Source organism: Saccharopolyspora sp. NPDC045839 (assembly GCF_056431645.1).
In genome coordinates this window covers 200,773-214,199 of record NZ_JBWKKH010000011.1, presented here as the reverse complement: position 1 = coordinate 214,199, position 13,427 = coordinate 200,773, and the positions used below count along the sequence as shown (strand labels likewise).

The window sequence follows — 13,427 nt, the reverse complement described above, 5'->3', positions numbered from 1 at the left end:
TCTTGTCCTAAGTGGTGTGCGATCCTGAGCACATGACCACGACGCTGCCCGCCCGGTTGCTCCGCCTGCTGTCGCTGCTGCAGAGCCGCCGCGAGTGGTCCGGCGGCGAGCTCGCCGACCGGCTGGAGGTCACCGGCCGCACCGTGCGCCGCGACATCGACCGGCTCCGCGAGCTCGGCTACCCGGTCGAGAGCACCACCGGCACCGCGGGCGGCTACCGGTTGGCCTCGGGCAAGAACCTGCCGCCGCTGCTGCTCGACGACGACGAAGCCGTCGCGGTGGCGGCCGGGCTGCTCACCGCCGCGAGCGGCAGCGTGACCGGCATCGAGGAGAGCTCGATCCGCGCGCTGGCCAAGCTGGAGCAGGTGCTCCCGGCCCGGCTGCGCGGCCGGGTGGGGGCCCTCGCGGGCGCGACGGTGCCGGTGGTGGTGCGCGACGGCCCGCAGGTCGACGCCGGGACGCTGGCCCTCATCGGGGCGGCCTGCCGCGACCACGAAGTGCTGTCCTTCGACTACGAGAAGCGCGGCGGCGCAACGGAATCCCGGCGGGTCGAACCGCACAGCCTGGTCGCGGTGCGCGGCCTGTGGTACCTGATCGCCTTCGACCGCGATCGCGAGGACTGGCGCACCTTCCGCGCCGACCGCCTGATCCGGCCGCTGGCCACCGGCCGCCGCTTCGAACCGCGCGGCCTCCCCGCGGATAGCCCGGCCGCACATATCCGGCGCTCGATCATCGACGCGCCCTACCGCTACTCCGCCCGGATCACGGTGCAAGCCCCCGCCGAGACCGTGCGCGAGCACCTGCACCCGCTGCTGCCGGACCGGGTCACCCCGATCGACGAGCACAGCTGCACCGTGCGGCTCGGCGAAGACGCGCTGCCCGCGATCACCCGCCGTGTCCTCGACCTGGCCGTCCTCGACGCCGACTTCACCATCGACGCCCCGGACGACCTGCGCGATCACCTGCGATCACGTCTCGGGCGATTGCTCGACGTGCTGTCCGGGTAGCCGACCACGGTGAGTGCCCGAATTTCCCCCGAGAAACCGACCGTTTGCACCTTTTCCTCGAAGCGATCTCGGCCGACGTGAAGGCCGAGGGCACGAAGATCAGGAGTGAACCATGGGTGTCGGCGGTGCAATCCGAGCCAAAGTCGCGCAGTACCGAGGCCGGATCGCACTCCGATGCAGACCCCCGCACGTCCCGAACATGGACGAATGCCCGGCCGGCGGCGGCCACGCCCCGGTCCCGAAGCAGGGCGGCGGCGGCCGCGTCTGCGCCAAGTGCGGCGAGTCCTGCTGACCCTGGTTCCACCAGAGCATGCCTCGTGGCGGCTTTCGCCTTCGGCAGGCTGAAGTGAACGGACCGTTCACATCCTCTACCGGCACGAACGGTCCGTTCACTCCACACAAACAGCTCCTGCCGAAGTTCGGATGGCTGAAGCGAACGGACCGTTCACCTCGCCTACCGGCACGAACGGTCCGTTCACTCCACTCCAAAGCGCTCACGAGGTTCACGTCCGGGAGAGCACCAGGCCGCTGGTCGGGACGCCGGTTCCGGCGGTGACCACGACGTGCCCGACGTCGTCGACCTGGTTCACCGCCGAGCCCCGGACCTGCCGGACCGCCTCGGCGATGCCGTTCATGCCGTGGATGTAGGCCTCGCCGAGCTGGCCGCCGTGGGTGTTCAGCGGCAGCCGCCCGCCGAGCTCGATCGCACCGCCGGCGATGAAGTCCTTCGCCTCGCCGCGCCCGCAGAAGCCCAGTTCTTCCAGCTGCACCAGGACGAACGGCGTGAAGTGGTCGTAGAGGATGCCGACCTGGACGTCCTGCGGCCCGATCCCCGCCTGCCGCCACAGCTGCCGGGCCACCACACCCATCTCCGGCAGCGCCGCCAGGTCGTCGCGGTAGTAGCTGGTCATGGTGAACTGGCCGGCGCCGCTGCCCTGCGCGGCCGCGGCCACGACGGCGGGCGGGTGCGGCAGGTCCGCGGCCCGCGCCCGGCTCGTCACCACGATCGCCACCCCGCCGTCGCTTTCCTGGCAGCAGTCCAGCAACCGCAGCGGCTCGGTGATCCAGCGCGACGCCTGGTGGTCGGCCAGGGTGATCGGCCGCTGGTAGAACCAGGCGTGGGGGTTGGTCGCCGCGTGCTTGCGGTCGGCCACCGCGACACGGCCGAAGTCCTCGCTGGTGGCGCCGTAGTCGTGCATGTAGCGGCGGGCGAACATCGCGACCTGCGCGCCGGGCGTGGCCACGCCGACCGGGTACGACCAGCTGTTGTCCAGCCCCGACGAGGTCGGTGCCGCGGCGGCCGCGGCCTGCACCTGCCCGAACCGGCTCCCGGAGCGCTCGTTGAACGCCCGGTAGCAGACCACGACCTCCGCCACGCCGGTGGCGACGGCCATCGCGGCCTGCTGCACCGTGGCGCACGCCGCGCCGCCGCCGTAGTGGATGCGGCTGAAGAAGCTCAGCTCCGGGATGCCCAGTTCCCGGGCGACGGCCGTCTCGGTGTTGTTGTCCATCGTGAAGGTCACCAGACCATCCACATCGGACGGTTCCAGCCCGGCGTCCGCGAGGGCGGCCCGGACGGCCTCGGCGGCCAGCTGCAGCTCGCTGCGCCCGGAGTCCTTGGAGAACTCCGTCGCGCCGATCCCGACGATCGCCGCTTCGCCCGAGATCATCGCGCCACCTCCGGAAGTTCCACCCGGACCGTGCCGGTGACGTGCGTGCCGAGGCTGTTGCGGCCCAGCACCTCCACGACGAGCACGTCGCCGTCCCGCTCCAGGACCTGGCCGTGCATGGTCAGGACGTCGTAGGCGTAGCACGGCACACCGAGCTTGATCGCCACCCCGCGAACCAGGGCCTCCGGCCCGGCCCAGTCGGTGACGTAGCGCTGCACCAGGCCGGTGGTGGTGAGGATGTTGACGAAGATGTCCTTGGAGCCCTTGGCCACCGCGAGGTCGCGATCGTGGTGCACGTCCTGGAAGTCGCGGGTGGCGATGGCGGTGCTGACCACGAAGGTCGGCGAGACCTCGATGCGTTCCTCCGGCAGCGCGTCGCCGATGCCCACTTCGGCGAGCGACCGCGTTCGAGCCAGTGTCATGACGCCTTCGGCCTCCATCCGGGTAGCACCAGTTCGTCGTCGATCCGCTGGAAGTCGGCCACGACCCGCTGGCCGATCTCGACCGCCGCCGGGTCGACGCCGCGCAGCTCGCCGAGCATCCGCACGCCTTCGTCGAGCTCGACCAGAGCGACGACCAGCGGTAGTTCCTTGCCCGGCACCGGCGGGTGGTGGTGCACGATGTAGCTGTAGACCTCGCCGACTCCCTCGGAAACCAGGTAGGTCCGCTTGGTAGCGCCGCACTCGGGGCACATCGGCCCCGGCGGGTGCCGCAGCAGCCCGCACTGCCCGCAGCGCTGGATGCGCAGCTCGCCGGCCGCCGTGCCCTCCCAGAAGTACGCGGTGTCCCGGTCGATCGCCGGCCGGATCACGTCGGCGCCGGATCGTTGTTGCGGCGCTTCGGGTTTCCGCTCCGGCGGGCGGAACTTCAGGACCCGGAACAGCATTTCGGCCACCGGCTCGTCGCCGACGTACCAGGTGTTGCGGGTGGTGACGAACCAGCCTTCCCCGAGCCCGGTCTTCTTCGGCCCGACGACGCCGTCCAGCCGGGTGGTGACGGTGAGCTGCTCGCCGTGCCGCAGGTACCGGTGGTAGGTCTGCTCGCAGTTGGTCGCGACGACCGAGGTGTACCCGGCGTCGTCGAGCGCGGCCATCATCGCGTACAGCGGGTCGTCGGTGTCGCGGTCCGGGTGCAGGCCGCCCATCGTCCACACCTGCGCCATCGCCGGGGGCGCGACCGGTCCGCCGTGGACCGATGCGGCCGCATCGGCCGCCGAGGTGTAGACGGGGTTGGCGTCGCCGATCGCCTCCACCCAGTTGTTGATCATCGGGAGGTTCACGGGATCGCGCGCGGCTCTCGGGGCGCTGGGCCCGCGCTGCTGGATGCGGTCGGCGGCGGCCAGGATGGCGTCCGTCGCGGTGGCAGTGCTGGTCATGTTCCCTCCGGCTCAGCGCGGCACGCGTGGCAGGTCGAGCCCGGCAGTGGCGATCAGTTCGCGCTGCACCTCGTTGACCCCACCGCCGAAGGTGAGCACGAGGTTGCGCTTGTACTGCACGTCGAGCCAGGCGAACAGGTCAGCGGTGTCCACATCGGACGGATCGCCGTGGCGGCCGACGACCTCGGCCAGCAGCCGGCCCAGGTGCTGGATGCGCTCCGAGGAGAACACCTTGGTCGCCGAGGCGTCCGCGACGGCCACCGGCCCGAGCGCGGCCGCCGCCGCGACCTGCCAGTTGAGCAGCTCGTTGACCCGCTCGCAGGCGCGCACCCGCGCGAGGACCCGGCGCACGTCGGGCAGTTCGAGCAGCGGCGTGCCGTCCGGCGCGGCCCGGCCCCGTGCCCACTCGCGCACCCGGTCGCGCATTCCCGCGATGCGCCCGGCCGGGCCGAGCATGACGCGCTCGTGGTTGAGCTGGGTGGTGATCAGCTTCCAGCCCCTGTCCTGCTCCCCCACCAGCATGTCCACCGGCACCCGGACGTCCTGGTAGTAGCTGGCGTTGACGTGGTGCGCGCCGTCGCAGGTGATGATCGGCGTCCACGAGTAGCCGGGATCGCGGGTGTCCACGATGAGGATCGAGATCCCCTTGTGCTTGGGCGCATCGGGGTCGGTCCGGCAGGCCAGCCAGATGTAGTCGGCGTCGTGCGCGCCGGTGGTGAAGATCTTCTGCCCGGTGACCACGTAGGAGTCACCGTCCCGGACCGCCGCGGTGCGCAGCGAGGCCAGGTCCGTGCCCGCGTCGGGCTCGGTGTAGCCGATCGCGAAGTGGATCTCGCCGGCCAGGATCTTGGGCAGGAAGAACGCCTTCTGCTCGGGCGTGCCATAGGCCTGCAGGGTCGGCCCGACCGTTTGCAGCGTCACGGCGGGCAACTGCACGTCCGCCCGGGCGGCCTCGTTGGCGAAGATCAGCTGCTCGACGTCGCCGAAGCCGCGCCCGCCGTACTCGACGGGCCAGCCGACGCCGAGCCAGCCGTCCCGCCCCATCCGGCGCACCACGTCGCGGTGCGCGGAGCAGTGCCGGTCCACCGCCATCCGCTCGCGCTCATCGCGCGTCACGAGATCGCCGAAGTAGGCTCGCAGTTCGTCCTGCAGGGCGCGTTGCCCGGCGGTGAGTTCGATGAACATGCCCCTCCTCAGGCTCGCGCCGCGAGCACGTCCAGGCGGTGCTGCGCGCCGCCTGCCAGCCGGGCGAGGTCGGTGATCAGCGACGAATAGCGGTGCAGCGGGTAGGTGATGTCCAGGCCGAGGCCGCCGTGCAGGTGGTGGCAGGTCTGCAGCACCGCCGGGGCCTCCTCGGCGAGCCACCACGCGGCGACCGCCAGGTCCTCGGCCGCGTCGAGCCCGGCGGCCAGCCGCCAGGACGCGGACTGCGCGGCCAGGTGCACGGTGCGGGCGGCGATGTAGACGTCGGCGATCTGCTGGGCGACGGCCTGGAAAGCGGCCAGCGGCTTGCCGAACTGATGCCTGGTGCGCAGGTGTTCCGCGGTGTGGCCGAGCGCGCCGGCCACCGTGCCGTCACCCACGGCGCAGATGCCCGCGAGCGCGCATGCGTGCAGGTCGGCGAGCACCTCGCGGTCCGGCGCGCCGCCGAGGAACTCGCCGGGCGCATCGTCGAGGCGGACGGACCATTCGACGCCGGACGACGACCGCACCTGGTGCAGCGTCACGCCTCGCGCGGCCGGATCGACGAGGACGACTCCGGGACCGTCGGGTGTGCTCGCGGGGATCAGGATCCGGTGCGCGAGGTCGGCGTGCAGAACACCGGTCTTCGTACCGGAAACGCGGCCGTCCACCGCCTCGGTGCGCGGCTCGTCCGGCAGCGGCGACGACGGCTCGTTCAGCGCGGCGGTGAGAATCCTGCCGTCCAGCAGCTCGTCCTGCTGGGCGGGCGTGCCGTGGCGCGCGACCGGCAGGACGCCGAAGGCCAGCGTGCTCAGGGCGGGGACGTCGGCCGCCGCGCGCCCGATCTCGGTGAGGACGATCGCCGTCTCCAGCACGCCGAGTCCCGCCCCGCCCAGCCGCTCCGGCACCGCCAGGGACCGCAGCCCCGCGTCGCCCAACGCCTTCCAGATCGCCTCGTCGTAACGGGTTCCATCGCCTGGTGCGCCGCGACCGGATTCGCGTCGCAGCACCTCGGCGGCCAGATCTTGCACGGATTTCTGCGTTTCCCCGAAGGCGAACTCCATCCGACCCGCCCCATCCATCGCCCGGTATTGAAACTTGTTCTAGTAGTACCGGCAGGCGGACCGCATTGCAAGCGGTCGGATGCCCCGACAACGTTGACGACCGCGCCCAGACCCGGCGAAAGACAACAGGTTCTACCGGAACTGCCCAGTTCAGGAGGTAGGATTCCGGCGGCACCGAACCGGACCAGACGGAGGACGCACGTGACGCAGGGATCGGCCACCGACCGCGAGCAGCACCCCCCGATCCCGGCGGATCTGCGCGAGCTCGCCGAGCGGGCCACCGGATTCATGCCGCCGGCGGAGGGCCAGGCGCTCTACGAGGCGGCGCTGGAGCACCTCGGCACCGGCGTGGCGGTCGAAATCGGCACCTACTGCGGCAAGTCCGCCATCTACCTCGGCGCCGCGGCCCGCCGTACCGGAGGCCGGATCGTCACGGTCGACCACCACCGCGGCTCCGAAGAGCACCAGCCGGGCTGGGAGTACCACGACCCGAACCTGGTCGACCCGGTCGTCGGCAAGCTGGACACGCTGGGCGAATTCCGCCGGACGATCGCCGCGGCCGGCCTGGAGGACGAGGTCACGGCCATCGTCGGCCGCTCCGGAGCGGTCGCGGAGTTCTGGCGAACGCCGCTGTCGCTGCTGTTCATCGACGGCGGCCACACGGACACGGCAGCGAGCACGGACTACGAGGGCTGGGCGCACTGGCTGGCGCCGGGCGGAGCCCTGGTCATCCACGACGTCTTCCCGAACCCGGAAGACGGCGGCCAAGCGCCCTACCGGATCTACTGCCGAGCCCTGGAAACGGGAGCGTTCCGCGAAACCCGAGTCGTCGGCTCCCTCCGGGTCCTCCTACGCACAACGGGCGAACCAGGCACCCGCCCCTGAAGCCCGAACCCCCGAATCCCAAACGACCCCCAACGGGCCCCTGCCCCAAGGTCCACAGTTTCAACTGAAACCGCTACGGGTTCCAAGGAGCGTTTTCGATGCTCCGTGCGTGATGCCTGCGTCGCCGGGTCGCGAGTGGTCATGGCTGCTATAGCGACCATAGCCACTCACGACCCCTTGGGACCTGGCCTGATACCGCAGATCAGGACGAAAAGGCCCAAGGGAACCAGTGAGATCCAGTTTCAGTTAAAACTGGGCCTCACCGGTGTGTCTGGCCACGACACGCCGAAGGCTGTGGACAACTTCCGCAATTTCAATGGAAATCAGAGGTCCGATTTCCATTGAAATTGCGGATGGACCCGGTGGGCACCGACGTCAGCGGACGATCGACCAGGCGCCGAACGGTCCGTCAGGTGCCGGAGACGTTCTCGAGTTCGCAGCAGGGGACGTTCTCCAGCGGCAGGCCCACCGGGAGCTTCTCGCCCCGGAAGATGCCGTTGCCCGGCGTCGCGCGGGACAGCGCGTCCGCCGCCAGGACCACCGCTGCTCCGGTCCAGGTCGAACGCTCCTCCGGCCAGCGCTTGCCGTCCGCGTAGACCAGGCCCGTCCAGTACGAGCCGTCCGGGTCGCGCAGGTGCTGCATCGCCGCGAGCAGGTCACGGGCCCGGTCGTGCTCGTCCAGCGCATCCAGGCTCAGCACCAGTTCGCAGGTTTCCGCGCCGGTGACCCACGGGTGGTCGTCGACGCAGCGCACCCCGAGCCCGTCCACGACGAAGTCCGACCAGCGCGCGAACAGCCGCTGCCGCCCGGCCTCGCCGCGCAACGCCCCGCCGAGGATCGGGTAGTACCAGTCCATCGAGTACCGGTGCTTCGGCGTGAACGCCTCCGGGTGGTGGCGCAGCGCGTGCCCGAGCCGGCCCAGCGCCACCTCCCAGCCCGGCTGCGGCTGGTCCAGGTACTCGGCCAGCGCGAGGGCGCAGCGCAGGCTGTGGTGGATGCTGGAGCAGCCCGACAGCAGCGCCTCGCCGGTCGGGATGCCCGACTCCCCCACGGCCCAGTCGATCTCGCCCCGCTCCCGCTGCGCGGTGAGCACGAAGTCGATGGCGGCCCGCACCACCGGCCACATCCGCTCCGCGAACCCGTCGTCGCCGCTGATCAGCAGGTGGTGCCAGACGCCGACGGCCGGATACGCGCAGAAGTTGGTGTCCGACCCGGCGTCCTCGATCCGCCCGTCGCGGACCTGCAACGGCCAGGAGCCGTCCGGGCGCTGGGTCGCGCGCAGCCACTCGTAGGCGCGCTCGGCCTCGGCGAGCAGCCCGGTCGCGGCCATCGCCATCGCCGACTCGACGTGGTCCCACGGGTCCACGTGCCCACCCGGGAACCACGGCACCGCGCCGGAGGCCAGCTGCGTCGCGGCGATGGCCTTGCCGGTCTGGACGGCCGCCTCGGCGGACAGCACGCCCGGAACCTCAGGCCCCGGCACGGGCCGATCCCGGCTTGCCCAGGTAGACCGCGATGCTCTTGCCCATCACCGGGTCCAGCAGGCGCTCGGCGGTGCGGGTGATCCAGGGCCCCTTCATCAGGTCCCACACCAGCATCCGGTGGTAGAGCTTGGGCAGCGGGTGGTCGTCGTTGTCGGTGCCGACCGCGCACTTCAGCCACCAGTACGGCGAGTGCAGCGCGTGCGCGTAGTGCTGGAACGCCGGGCGCAGGCCCGCGTCGCGGAGCTTGCCGATCAGCTCGTCGGCGGAGTAGATCCGCACGTGGCCGCCCTCGACCTGGTGGTACTCGTCCGACAGCGCCCAGCAGATCTTCTCCGGCCACGCGCGCGGGACCGTCACGACCACCCGGCCGCCGGGCTTGACGACGCGCACCAGCTCGCGCATCGCCTTCTCGTCCTCGGGGACGTGCTCCATGATCTCCGAGGCGATCACGCAGTCGAAGTGCTCGTCCGGGAAGGGCAGCGCGAGCGCGTCACCGGAGACGGTCTGCGCGGCGGCGCCGTCGGGCACCTGGTTCTCGGCCTTCATCGCGGCGAACATCGCCGCCACGTTCTCCAGCTCCGCGACGTCCTGGTCGAACGCGATCACGTCCGCCCCGCGCCGGTAGAGCTCGAAGGCGTGCCGCCCCGCGCCGCAGCCCAGGTCCAGCACCCGCTGGCCCGGCTGCACACCGAGCTTGTCGAAGTCCACCGTCAGCAAGTTGCTCCCTCCCCGGCGCGCGCCCTCCGCGCGATCGCCTCGGCGTAGCAGTCGACCGTCGCCGCTGCCACCGATTTCCAGCTGTACTTCGCCAAAACCCGAGCCCGGCCGGCCGCGCCGAGCCGCTGCCGCCGATCGGCCGAGTCGAGCAGCCCGGCCAGCGCCGTCGCCAGCGCCTCGGCATCGCCGGGCGGCACGAGGTCGGCGCACTCGCCGTCCGGCCCGGCCACCTCCGGGATCGCCCCGGCGCGGCTGGCCACCAGCGGCGTCGCGCAGGCCATCGCTTCGACCGTCGGCAGCGAGAACCCCTCGTAGAGCGACGGCACGCAGGCCACTTCGGCGGAGCCGAGCAACTCCGCCAGCTCGGCGTCGCTGATGCCGCTGACGGTGCGCACCACGTCGCCGATGGCCAGCTCCTCGATGCGCTGCTCGGTCGGTCCGCCGGGCGTCGGCTTCGCGACCAGCACCAGCTCCACGGCGCGTTCGGTGCGCAGCTTCGCGACCGCCTCCAGCAGCGTGCCGATGCCCTTCATCGGGGTGTCCGCACTGGCCATCGCCACGATGCGGCCGGGCACCCGGGGCGCGGCCGGCGGCTTGAACACCTCGGCGTCCACGCCCAGCGGCACCACCTGCAGCTGCTTCGCGGCCACGCCGAAGTCGCGCCGGATGTCGGCGGCCGAGGACTCCGAAACGGTCAGCAGCTGCGGGATCCGGCGGGCCACCCGCGCCTGCATGCGGGTGAACCCGTACCAGCGGCGCACGCCGACCCGCCGCCAGCCGGTCGTCCCGGCCAGGTCGACCTGGCGGTCGTGCGTGATCGGGTGGTGCACGGTCGCGACCAGCGGAATCCCGGCTCGCTGCAGGGCGAGGAGGCCGTAACCGAGGCACTGGTTGTCGTGGATCACGTCGAACTCGTGACGCCGGGCTCGCAACAGCTTCGCCGCCCGCAGGCTGAAGGTCAGCGGTTCGGGGAAGCCGGCGCTCCACATGGTGCCGACCTCCAGCAGGTCGACGGCGTCACGCAGTTCCCGCCAGTGCGGAGTGCGGAACGGATCCGCGTCGTCGTAGAGGTCGAGGCTGTCCACCGCGGTCAGATCCACCCCGGGATCCAGCTCCGGGTACGGCTTGCCGGAGAACACCTCGACGTGGTGGCCCAGTTCCGCCAGCCCGCGGCTGAGGTGCCGGACGTAGACGCCTTGTCCGCCGCAGTGCGGCTTGCTCCGGTAGGACAGCAACGCGATCCGCACGGCTCACCTCACACAGCCCGCGCCCGGCGGGCTGGGTAGACTGGAACATGTTTCGATCGAACCACGTCGATCACCTTAACCCGTCAGGGTGGTGCGGCGACGAGCCGCGTGGTGACCACCACGCGTTTCGACCAACGAGTCTTCGAGGGGACCGACGCTGCATGGCAAGCACCTCGCGGAATGTGCTGCAGGCGCTCCGGGACGACGAGACCGGTTCCACTGCCCAGCACGAACGCCGCAAGCGAATCATCGACGCCACAATCGCGCTGGCCACCAAGGGTGGCTACGACGCGGTCCAGATGCGCACCGTCGCGGAGAAGGCCGACGTGGCGCTGGGGACGCTGTACCGGTACTTCCCGTCCAAGATCCACCTGCTGGTGACCGGCCTGGCCAGGGAGTTCGAGCGGGCCCAGGACAAGATGGACCGCACGAAGATCCCCGGCGAAACGCCTTACGAGCGGGTCATGTTCGTGCTCAACCGCACCACCAAGACGCTGCAGCGCAACCCGCAGCTGACCGAGGCGATGACCCGCGCGTTCATGTTCGCCGACACCTCGGCGGCGGCCGAGGTCGACACCGTCGCGGCGCTGGTCGAGCGGTTCTTCACCAACGCCATGACCGTCGACGATCCCACCGACGAGGAGAAGGCGATCGCGCGGGTGATTGGCGACGTGTGGCTGTCCAACCTGGTGGCCTGGGTGACCCGCCGCGCATCCGCGTCCGACGTCTCCAACCGCCTGGAGCTCACCGTCCGCCTGCTGCTGGCGTGAGTCTTCCGGGGTCGCTCCGGAAGACCCGCGCCGGCAGTCGCGTCAGGCCTGGCCGGGCACCGCGTACTCGACGATGCCGTCCGTCGCGGACGAGGTCAGGATTCCGCGGGCCACAAGGACATCCAGGTGCGCGTTGGTCTCGCCGACGGCCAGCACCTGGTTGAACAGGTCGAGGTCGAGCAGCTTGCGGTTGTGGCGGGTCCAGCCCAGCTTCAGCGCGGCCTCGTACGCGGTGCCCGCCCCGTCGCGGATCGCCTCGGCCGTCTGGTCCAGCCGTTCCTCGTGGTGCTGCAGCAGTTCCGCGGCCCGGGTGTGCGAGCTCCCGCCCGTCGGGCCGTGCGCCGGCAGCAGCCGCATGTCCGGGTAGGACTGCATCAGGCGCAGTGAGTCCAGGTACTCGCCCAGCGGGAGGTCGGCGCGCGCCGGTTCGACGCCGATGGACGGCGTGATGTGCGGCAGGATGTGGTCGCCGGAGAACATCAGCGACGACTCGGAATCCAGGAACACCACGTGGCCCCGGGTGTGCCCCGGCGTCGGCACGGCGAGCAGGGTCCGGGACTGCAGGGGGATCTCGACCTTGCCTTCCAGCCACTCGTCCGGGAGTTCGTAGCTGCTGCGGGACTTCGGCGCCTTGCCGCCGTACGCCTCGGCGAGCTTGGCGAGCAGCTCGTCCGCGCCCCAGCGCCGCAGCCGCTCGGCCTCGGCTTCCTGCCGGTTGGCCAGCAGCGCCTCCATGGAGGGCTGTTCGCCCGCGCCGAGGCTGATCCGGGAGCCGAAGTTGCGGCGCAGCGCGACGGCGAGCGTGTAGTGGTCGCGGTGGGCGTGGGTGACCAGGAAGCGCTGCACGTCCTCGAAGCCGTAGCCGAGCTCGCCGAGCGAGGATTCGAGCTGGTCGCGGGCTTCGTCCAGGGCCCAGCCGGAGTCGATGAGCACCAGCCCGTCGCCGTCTTCGATCGCGTAGACGTTGACCGCGCGCAGCCCGTCGTTGGGCAGCGGCAGCGGAATCCGGTGCACGCCCGGCGCCACCTCGAACACCCCTGAGTTGATCCAGGCGTGCCGTGCTTCTGCCGCACCGTCGTTCACCGTTGACCTCCAGCCGTCCGCAGCACACTGCTCCCGCGAGGATAACCCGGGCCTCTGCGGCGCGGAGAAGCTTCCCCGCTCCTCGAAACCTAGGCGAAACAGTTCGGCCGTTCAGGGCTCGTGAGCGTTTTGGGCTGCTATAGCGCTCCAAAACGCTCACGAGCCATCACGCACGAAACCGCGGCGCGCCGCAGTGTCTATTGGGGACGTCGCCCTCAATGGACGAATCCGGGCATCCCGCACAAGATGAGTCCAATTTGTACATTCAAAAACCCTGCACCACGACGACGAACGCGACCCCGTCGTCACTCCCGCGACACGATGCCGTCGCAGAGGATCTTGACGTACTGATCCGCGATGGCGTCCGCGGTGAGCGTTCCGCTCGGGTCGTACCAATGCACCGCCGTCCACACCATGTCGCGGATGAAGCGGTAGGTCACCTTGGGGTCGAGGTCCGCGCGGAACACCCCGGCGCTCCGGCCGTCCTGCAGCACGCGGGTCCAGACCCGCTCGAAGTCCTCGGCCGCCTGCTGCAGGTAGCCGAACCGCTCGAACCCACCGAGGTACTGCGACTCGTTCTGGAAGATCGCGATCGCCGCCCGGTACTGCCGCATCGCGCCGAAGGACCGCCGGATGAGCTCGGTGATCGCGGCGTGCGGGTCGCTCGCCTCGCGCAGCACCTGCTCGTTGGTCTCGCGCTGGGCGTCGAGGAACTCGCGCAGGATCTCGTCGACCATCGACTCCTTGGAGTCGAAGTGGTGGTACAGGCTGCCGGAGAGGATCCCGGCGGCGTCGGCGATGTCCCGCACGGTGGTGGCGAGGAAACCGCGGGTGGCGAACAGCTCGCCGGCGATGACCAGCAGTTCGGCCCGCCGCCCGGAGCCGCCGGAATCCCGCGCCGCGCGGCCGCGGGCGGACAAGCGCTTGGTCGAAGCCACGACGC

13 protein-coding genes are annotated in these 13,427 nt (G+C 70.9%); 3 read left to right on the top strand and 10 right to left on the bottom strand.

Annotated elements, in window-relative coordinates; all coding sequences use genetic code 11:
• Positions 1-32: 32 nt before the first annotated feature.
• Positions 33-1,007: a helix-turn-helix transcriptional regulator gene (locus AC07EQ_RS18390; RefSeq protein WP_478389109.1), complete on the top strand. Its 975-nt coding sequence runs from the start codon at positions 33-35 to the stop codon at positions 1,005-1,007.
• Positions 1,008-1,510: 503 nt separating this feature from the next.
• On the opposite strand, the gene AC07EQ_RS18385 is transcribed toward AC07EQ_RS18390, so the two are convergent.
• Genes AC07EQ_RS18385 through AC07EQ_RS18365 form a run of 5 tightly spaced genes read right to left on the bottom strand, consistent with a single transcriptional unit; the run spans position 1,511 to position 6,298 of the window.
• On the bottom strand, positions 1,511-2,677 hold the full coding sequence (locus AC07EQ_RS18385) for a lipid-transfer protein (protein ID WP_478389108.1): 1,167 nt from the start codon (positions 2,675-2,677) through the stop codon (positions 1,511-1,513).
• Entirely contained in the window at positions 2,674-3,099 is a 426-nt protein-coding gene (locus AC07EQ_RS18380; RefSeq protein ID WP_478389107.1) for a MaoC family dehydratase, read from the bottom strand. Before AC07EQ_RS18380 ends, AC07EQ_RS18385 begins: the two co-directional genes overlap by 4 nt.
• Positions 3,096-4,052, bottom strand: coding sequence for a bifunctional MaoC family dehydratase N-terminal/OB-fold nucleic acid binding domain-containing protein (locus AC07EQ_RS18375; RefSeq protein ID WP_478389106.1), 957 nt, complete (start codon positions 4,050-4,052; stop codon positions 3,096-3,098). Before AC07EQ_RS18375 ends, AC07EQ_RS18380 begins: the two co-directional genes overlap by 4 nt.
• Before the next feature lie 12 nt (positions 4,053-4,064).
• Positions 4,065-5,237 carry an acyl-CoA dehydrogenase family protein gene (locus tag AC07EQ_RS18370; RefSeq protein WP_478389105.1) on the bottom strand — a complete coding sequence of 391 codons (1,173 nt, stop codon included), beginning with the start codon at positions 5,235-5,237 and terminating at the stop codon, positions 4,065-4,067.
• A gap of 8 nt (positions 5,238-5,245) precedes the next feature.
• Positions 5,246-6,298 carry an acyl-CoA dehydrogenase family protein gene (locus AC07EQ_RS18365; RefSeq protein ID WP_478389159.1) on the bottom strand — a complete coding sequence of 351 codons (1,053 nt, stop codon included), beginning with the start codon at positions 6,296-6,298 and terminating at the stop codon, positions 5,246-5,248.
• 201 nt (positions 6,299-6,499) lie between these two features.
• On the opposite strand from AC07EQ_RS18365, the gene AC07EQ_RS18360 reads away from it, so the two are divergent.
• A complete protein-coding gene (locus tag AC07EQ_RS18360; protein ID WP_478389104.1) occupies positions 6,500-7,183 on the top strand; it encodes a class I SAM-dependent methyltransferase in 684 nt (227 codons plus the stop codon).
• A 409-nt stretch (positions 7,184-7,592) separates the two neighbouring features.
• Here AC07EQ_RS18360 and AC07EQ_RS18355 read toward each other — a convergent pair whose 3' ends face one another.
• From AC07EQ_RS18355 to AC07EQ_RS18345, 3 genes are read right to left on the bottom strand one after another with little or no spacing between them, the layout of a single operon-like run.
• The gene (locus AC07EQ_RS18355; protein ID WP_478389103.1) at positions 7,593-8,666 is read right to left on the bottom strand and encodes a prenyltransferase/squalene oxidase repeat-containing protein; all 1,074 of its coding nucleotides are present in this window, start codon (positions 8,664-8,666) and stop codon (positions 7,593-7,595) included.
• Positions 8,653-9,375, bottom strand: coding sequence for a class I SAM-dependent methyltransferase (locus AC07EQ_RS18350; protein ID WP_478389158.1), 723 nt, complete (start codon positions 9,373-9,375; stop codon positions 8,653-8,655). The genes AC07EQ_RS18355 and AC07EQ_RS18350 overlap by 14 nt, the downstream gene beginning before the upstream one ends.
• Before the next feature lie 2 nt (positions 9,376-9,377).
• Entirely contained in the window at positions 9,378-10,631 is a 1,254-nt protein-coding gene (locus AC07EQ_RS18345; RefSeq protein ID WP_478389102.1) for a glycosyltransferase family 4 protein, read from the bottom strand.
• Positions 10,632-10,792: 161 nt separating this feature from the next.
• Here AC07EQ_RS18345 and kstR point away from each other — a divergent pair, with 161 nt between their 5' ends.
• Positions 10,793-11,401, top strand: coding sequence for a cholesterol catabolism transcriptional regulator KstR (kstR, locus tag AC07EQ_RS18340; protein ID WP_132490427.1), 609 nt, complete (start codon positions 10,793-10,795; stop codon positions 11,399-11,401).
• A 42-nt stretch (positions 11,402-11,443) separates the two neighbouring features.
• Here kstR and AC07EQ_RS18335 read toward each other — a convergent pair whose 3' ends face one another.
• Together AC07EQ_RS18335 and AC07EQ_RS18330 are read right to left on the bottom strand one after the other, a co-directional pair.
• Complete coding sequence (locus AC07EQ_RS18335; protein WP_478389101.1) at positions 11,444-12,484, bottom strand: MBL fold metallo-hydrolase; 1,041 nt, start codon at positions 12,482-12,484, stop codon at positions 11,444-11,446.
• 305 nt (positions 12,485-12,789) lie between these two features.
• Positions 12,790-13,422 carry a TetR/AcrR family transcriptional regulator gene (locus AC07EQ_RS18330; protein WP_478389100.1) on the bottom strand — a complete coding sequence of 211 codons (633 nt, stop codon included), beginning with the start codon at positions 13,420-13,422 and terminating at the stop codon, positions 12,790-12,792.
• Positions 13,423-13,427 lie beyond the last annotated feature (5 nt).

Bases quoted from the DNA above. Each gene is read 5' to 3' on its own strand.
- AC07EQ_RS18390 (WP_478389109.1), top strand. From the start codon at position 33: ATGACCACGACGCTGCCCGCCCGGTTGCTCCGCCTGCTGTCGCTGCTG.
- AC07EQ_RS18385 (WP_478389108.1), bottom strand. From the start codon at position 2,677: ATGATCTCGGGCGAAGCGGCGATCGTCGGGATCGGCGCGACGGAGTTC.
- AC07EQ_RS18380 (WP_478389107.1), bottom strand. From the start codon at position 3,099: ATGACACTGGCTCGAACGCGGTCGCTCGCCGAAGTGGGCATCGGCGAC.
- AC07EQ_RS18375 (WP_478389106.1), bottom strand. From the start codon at position 4,052: ATGACCAGCACTGCCACCGCGACGGACGCCATCCTGGCCGCCGCCGAC.
- AC07EQ_RS18370 (WP_478389105.1), bottom strand. From the start codon at position 5,237: ATGTTCATCGAACTCACCGCCGGGCAACGCGCCCTGCAGGACGAACTG.
- AC07EQ_RS18365 (WP_478389159.1), bottom strand. From the start codon at position 6,298: ATGGAGTTCGCCTTCGGGGAAACGCAGAAATCCGTGCAAGATCTGGCC.
- kstR (WP_132490427.1), top strand. From the start codon at position 10,793: ATGGCAAGCACCTCGCGGAATGTGCTGCAGGCGCTCCGGGACGACGAG.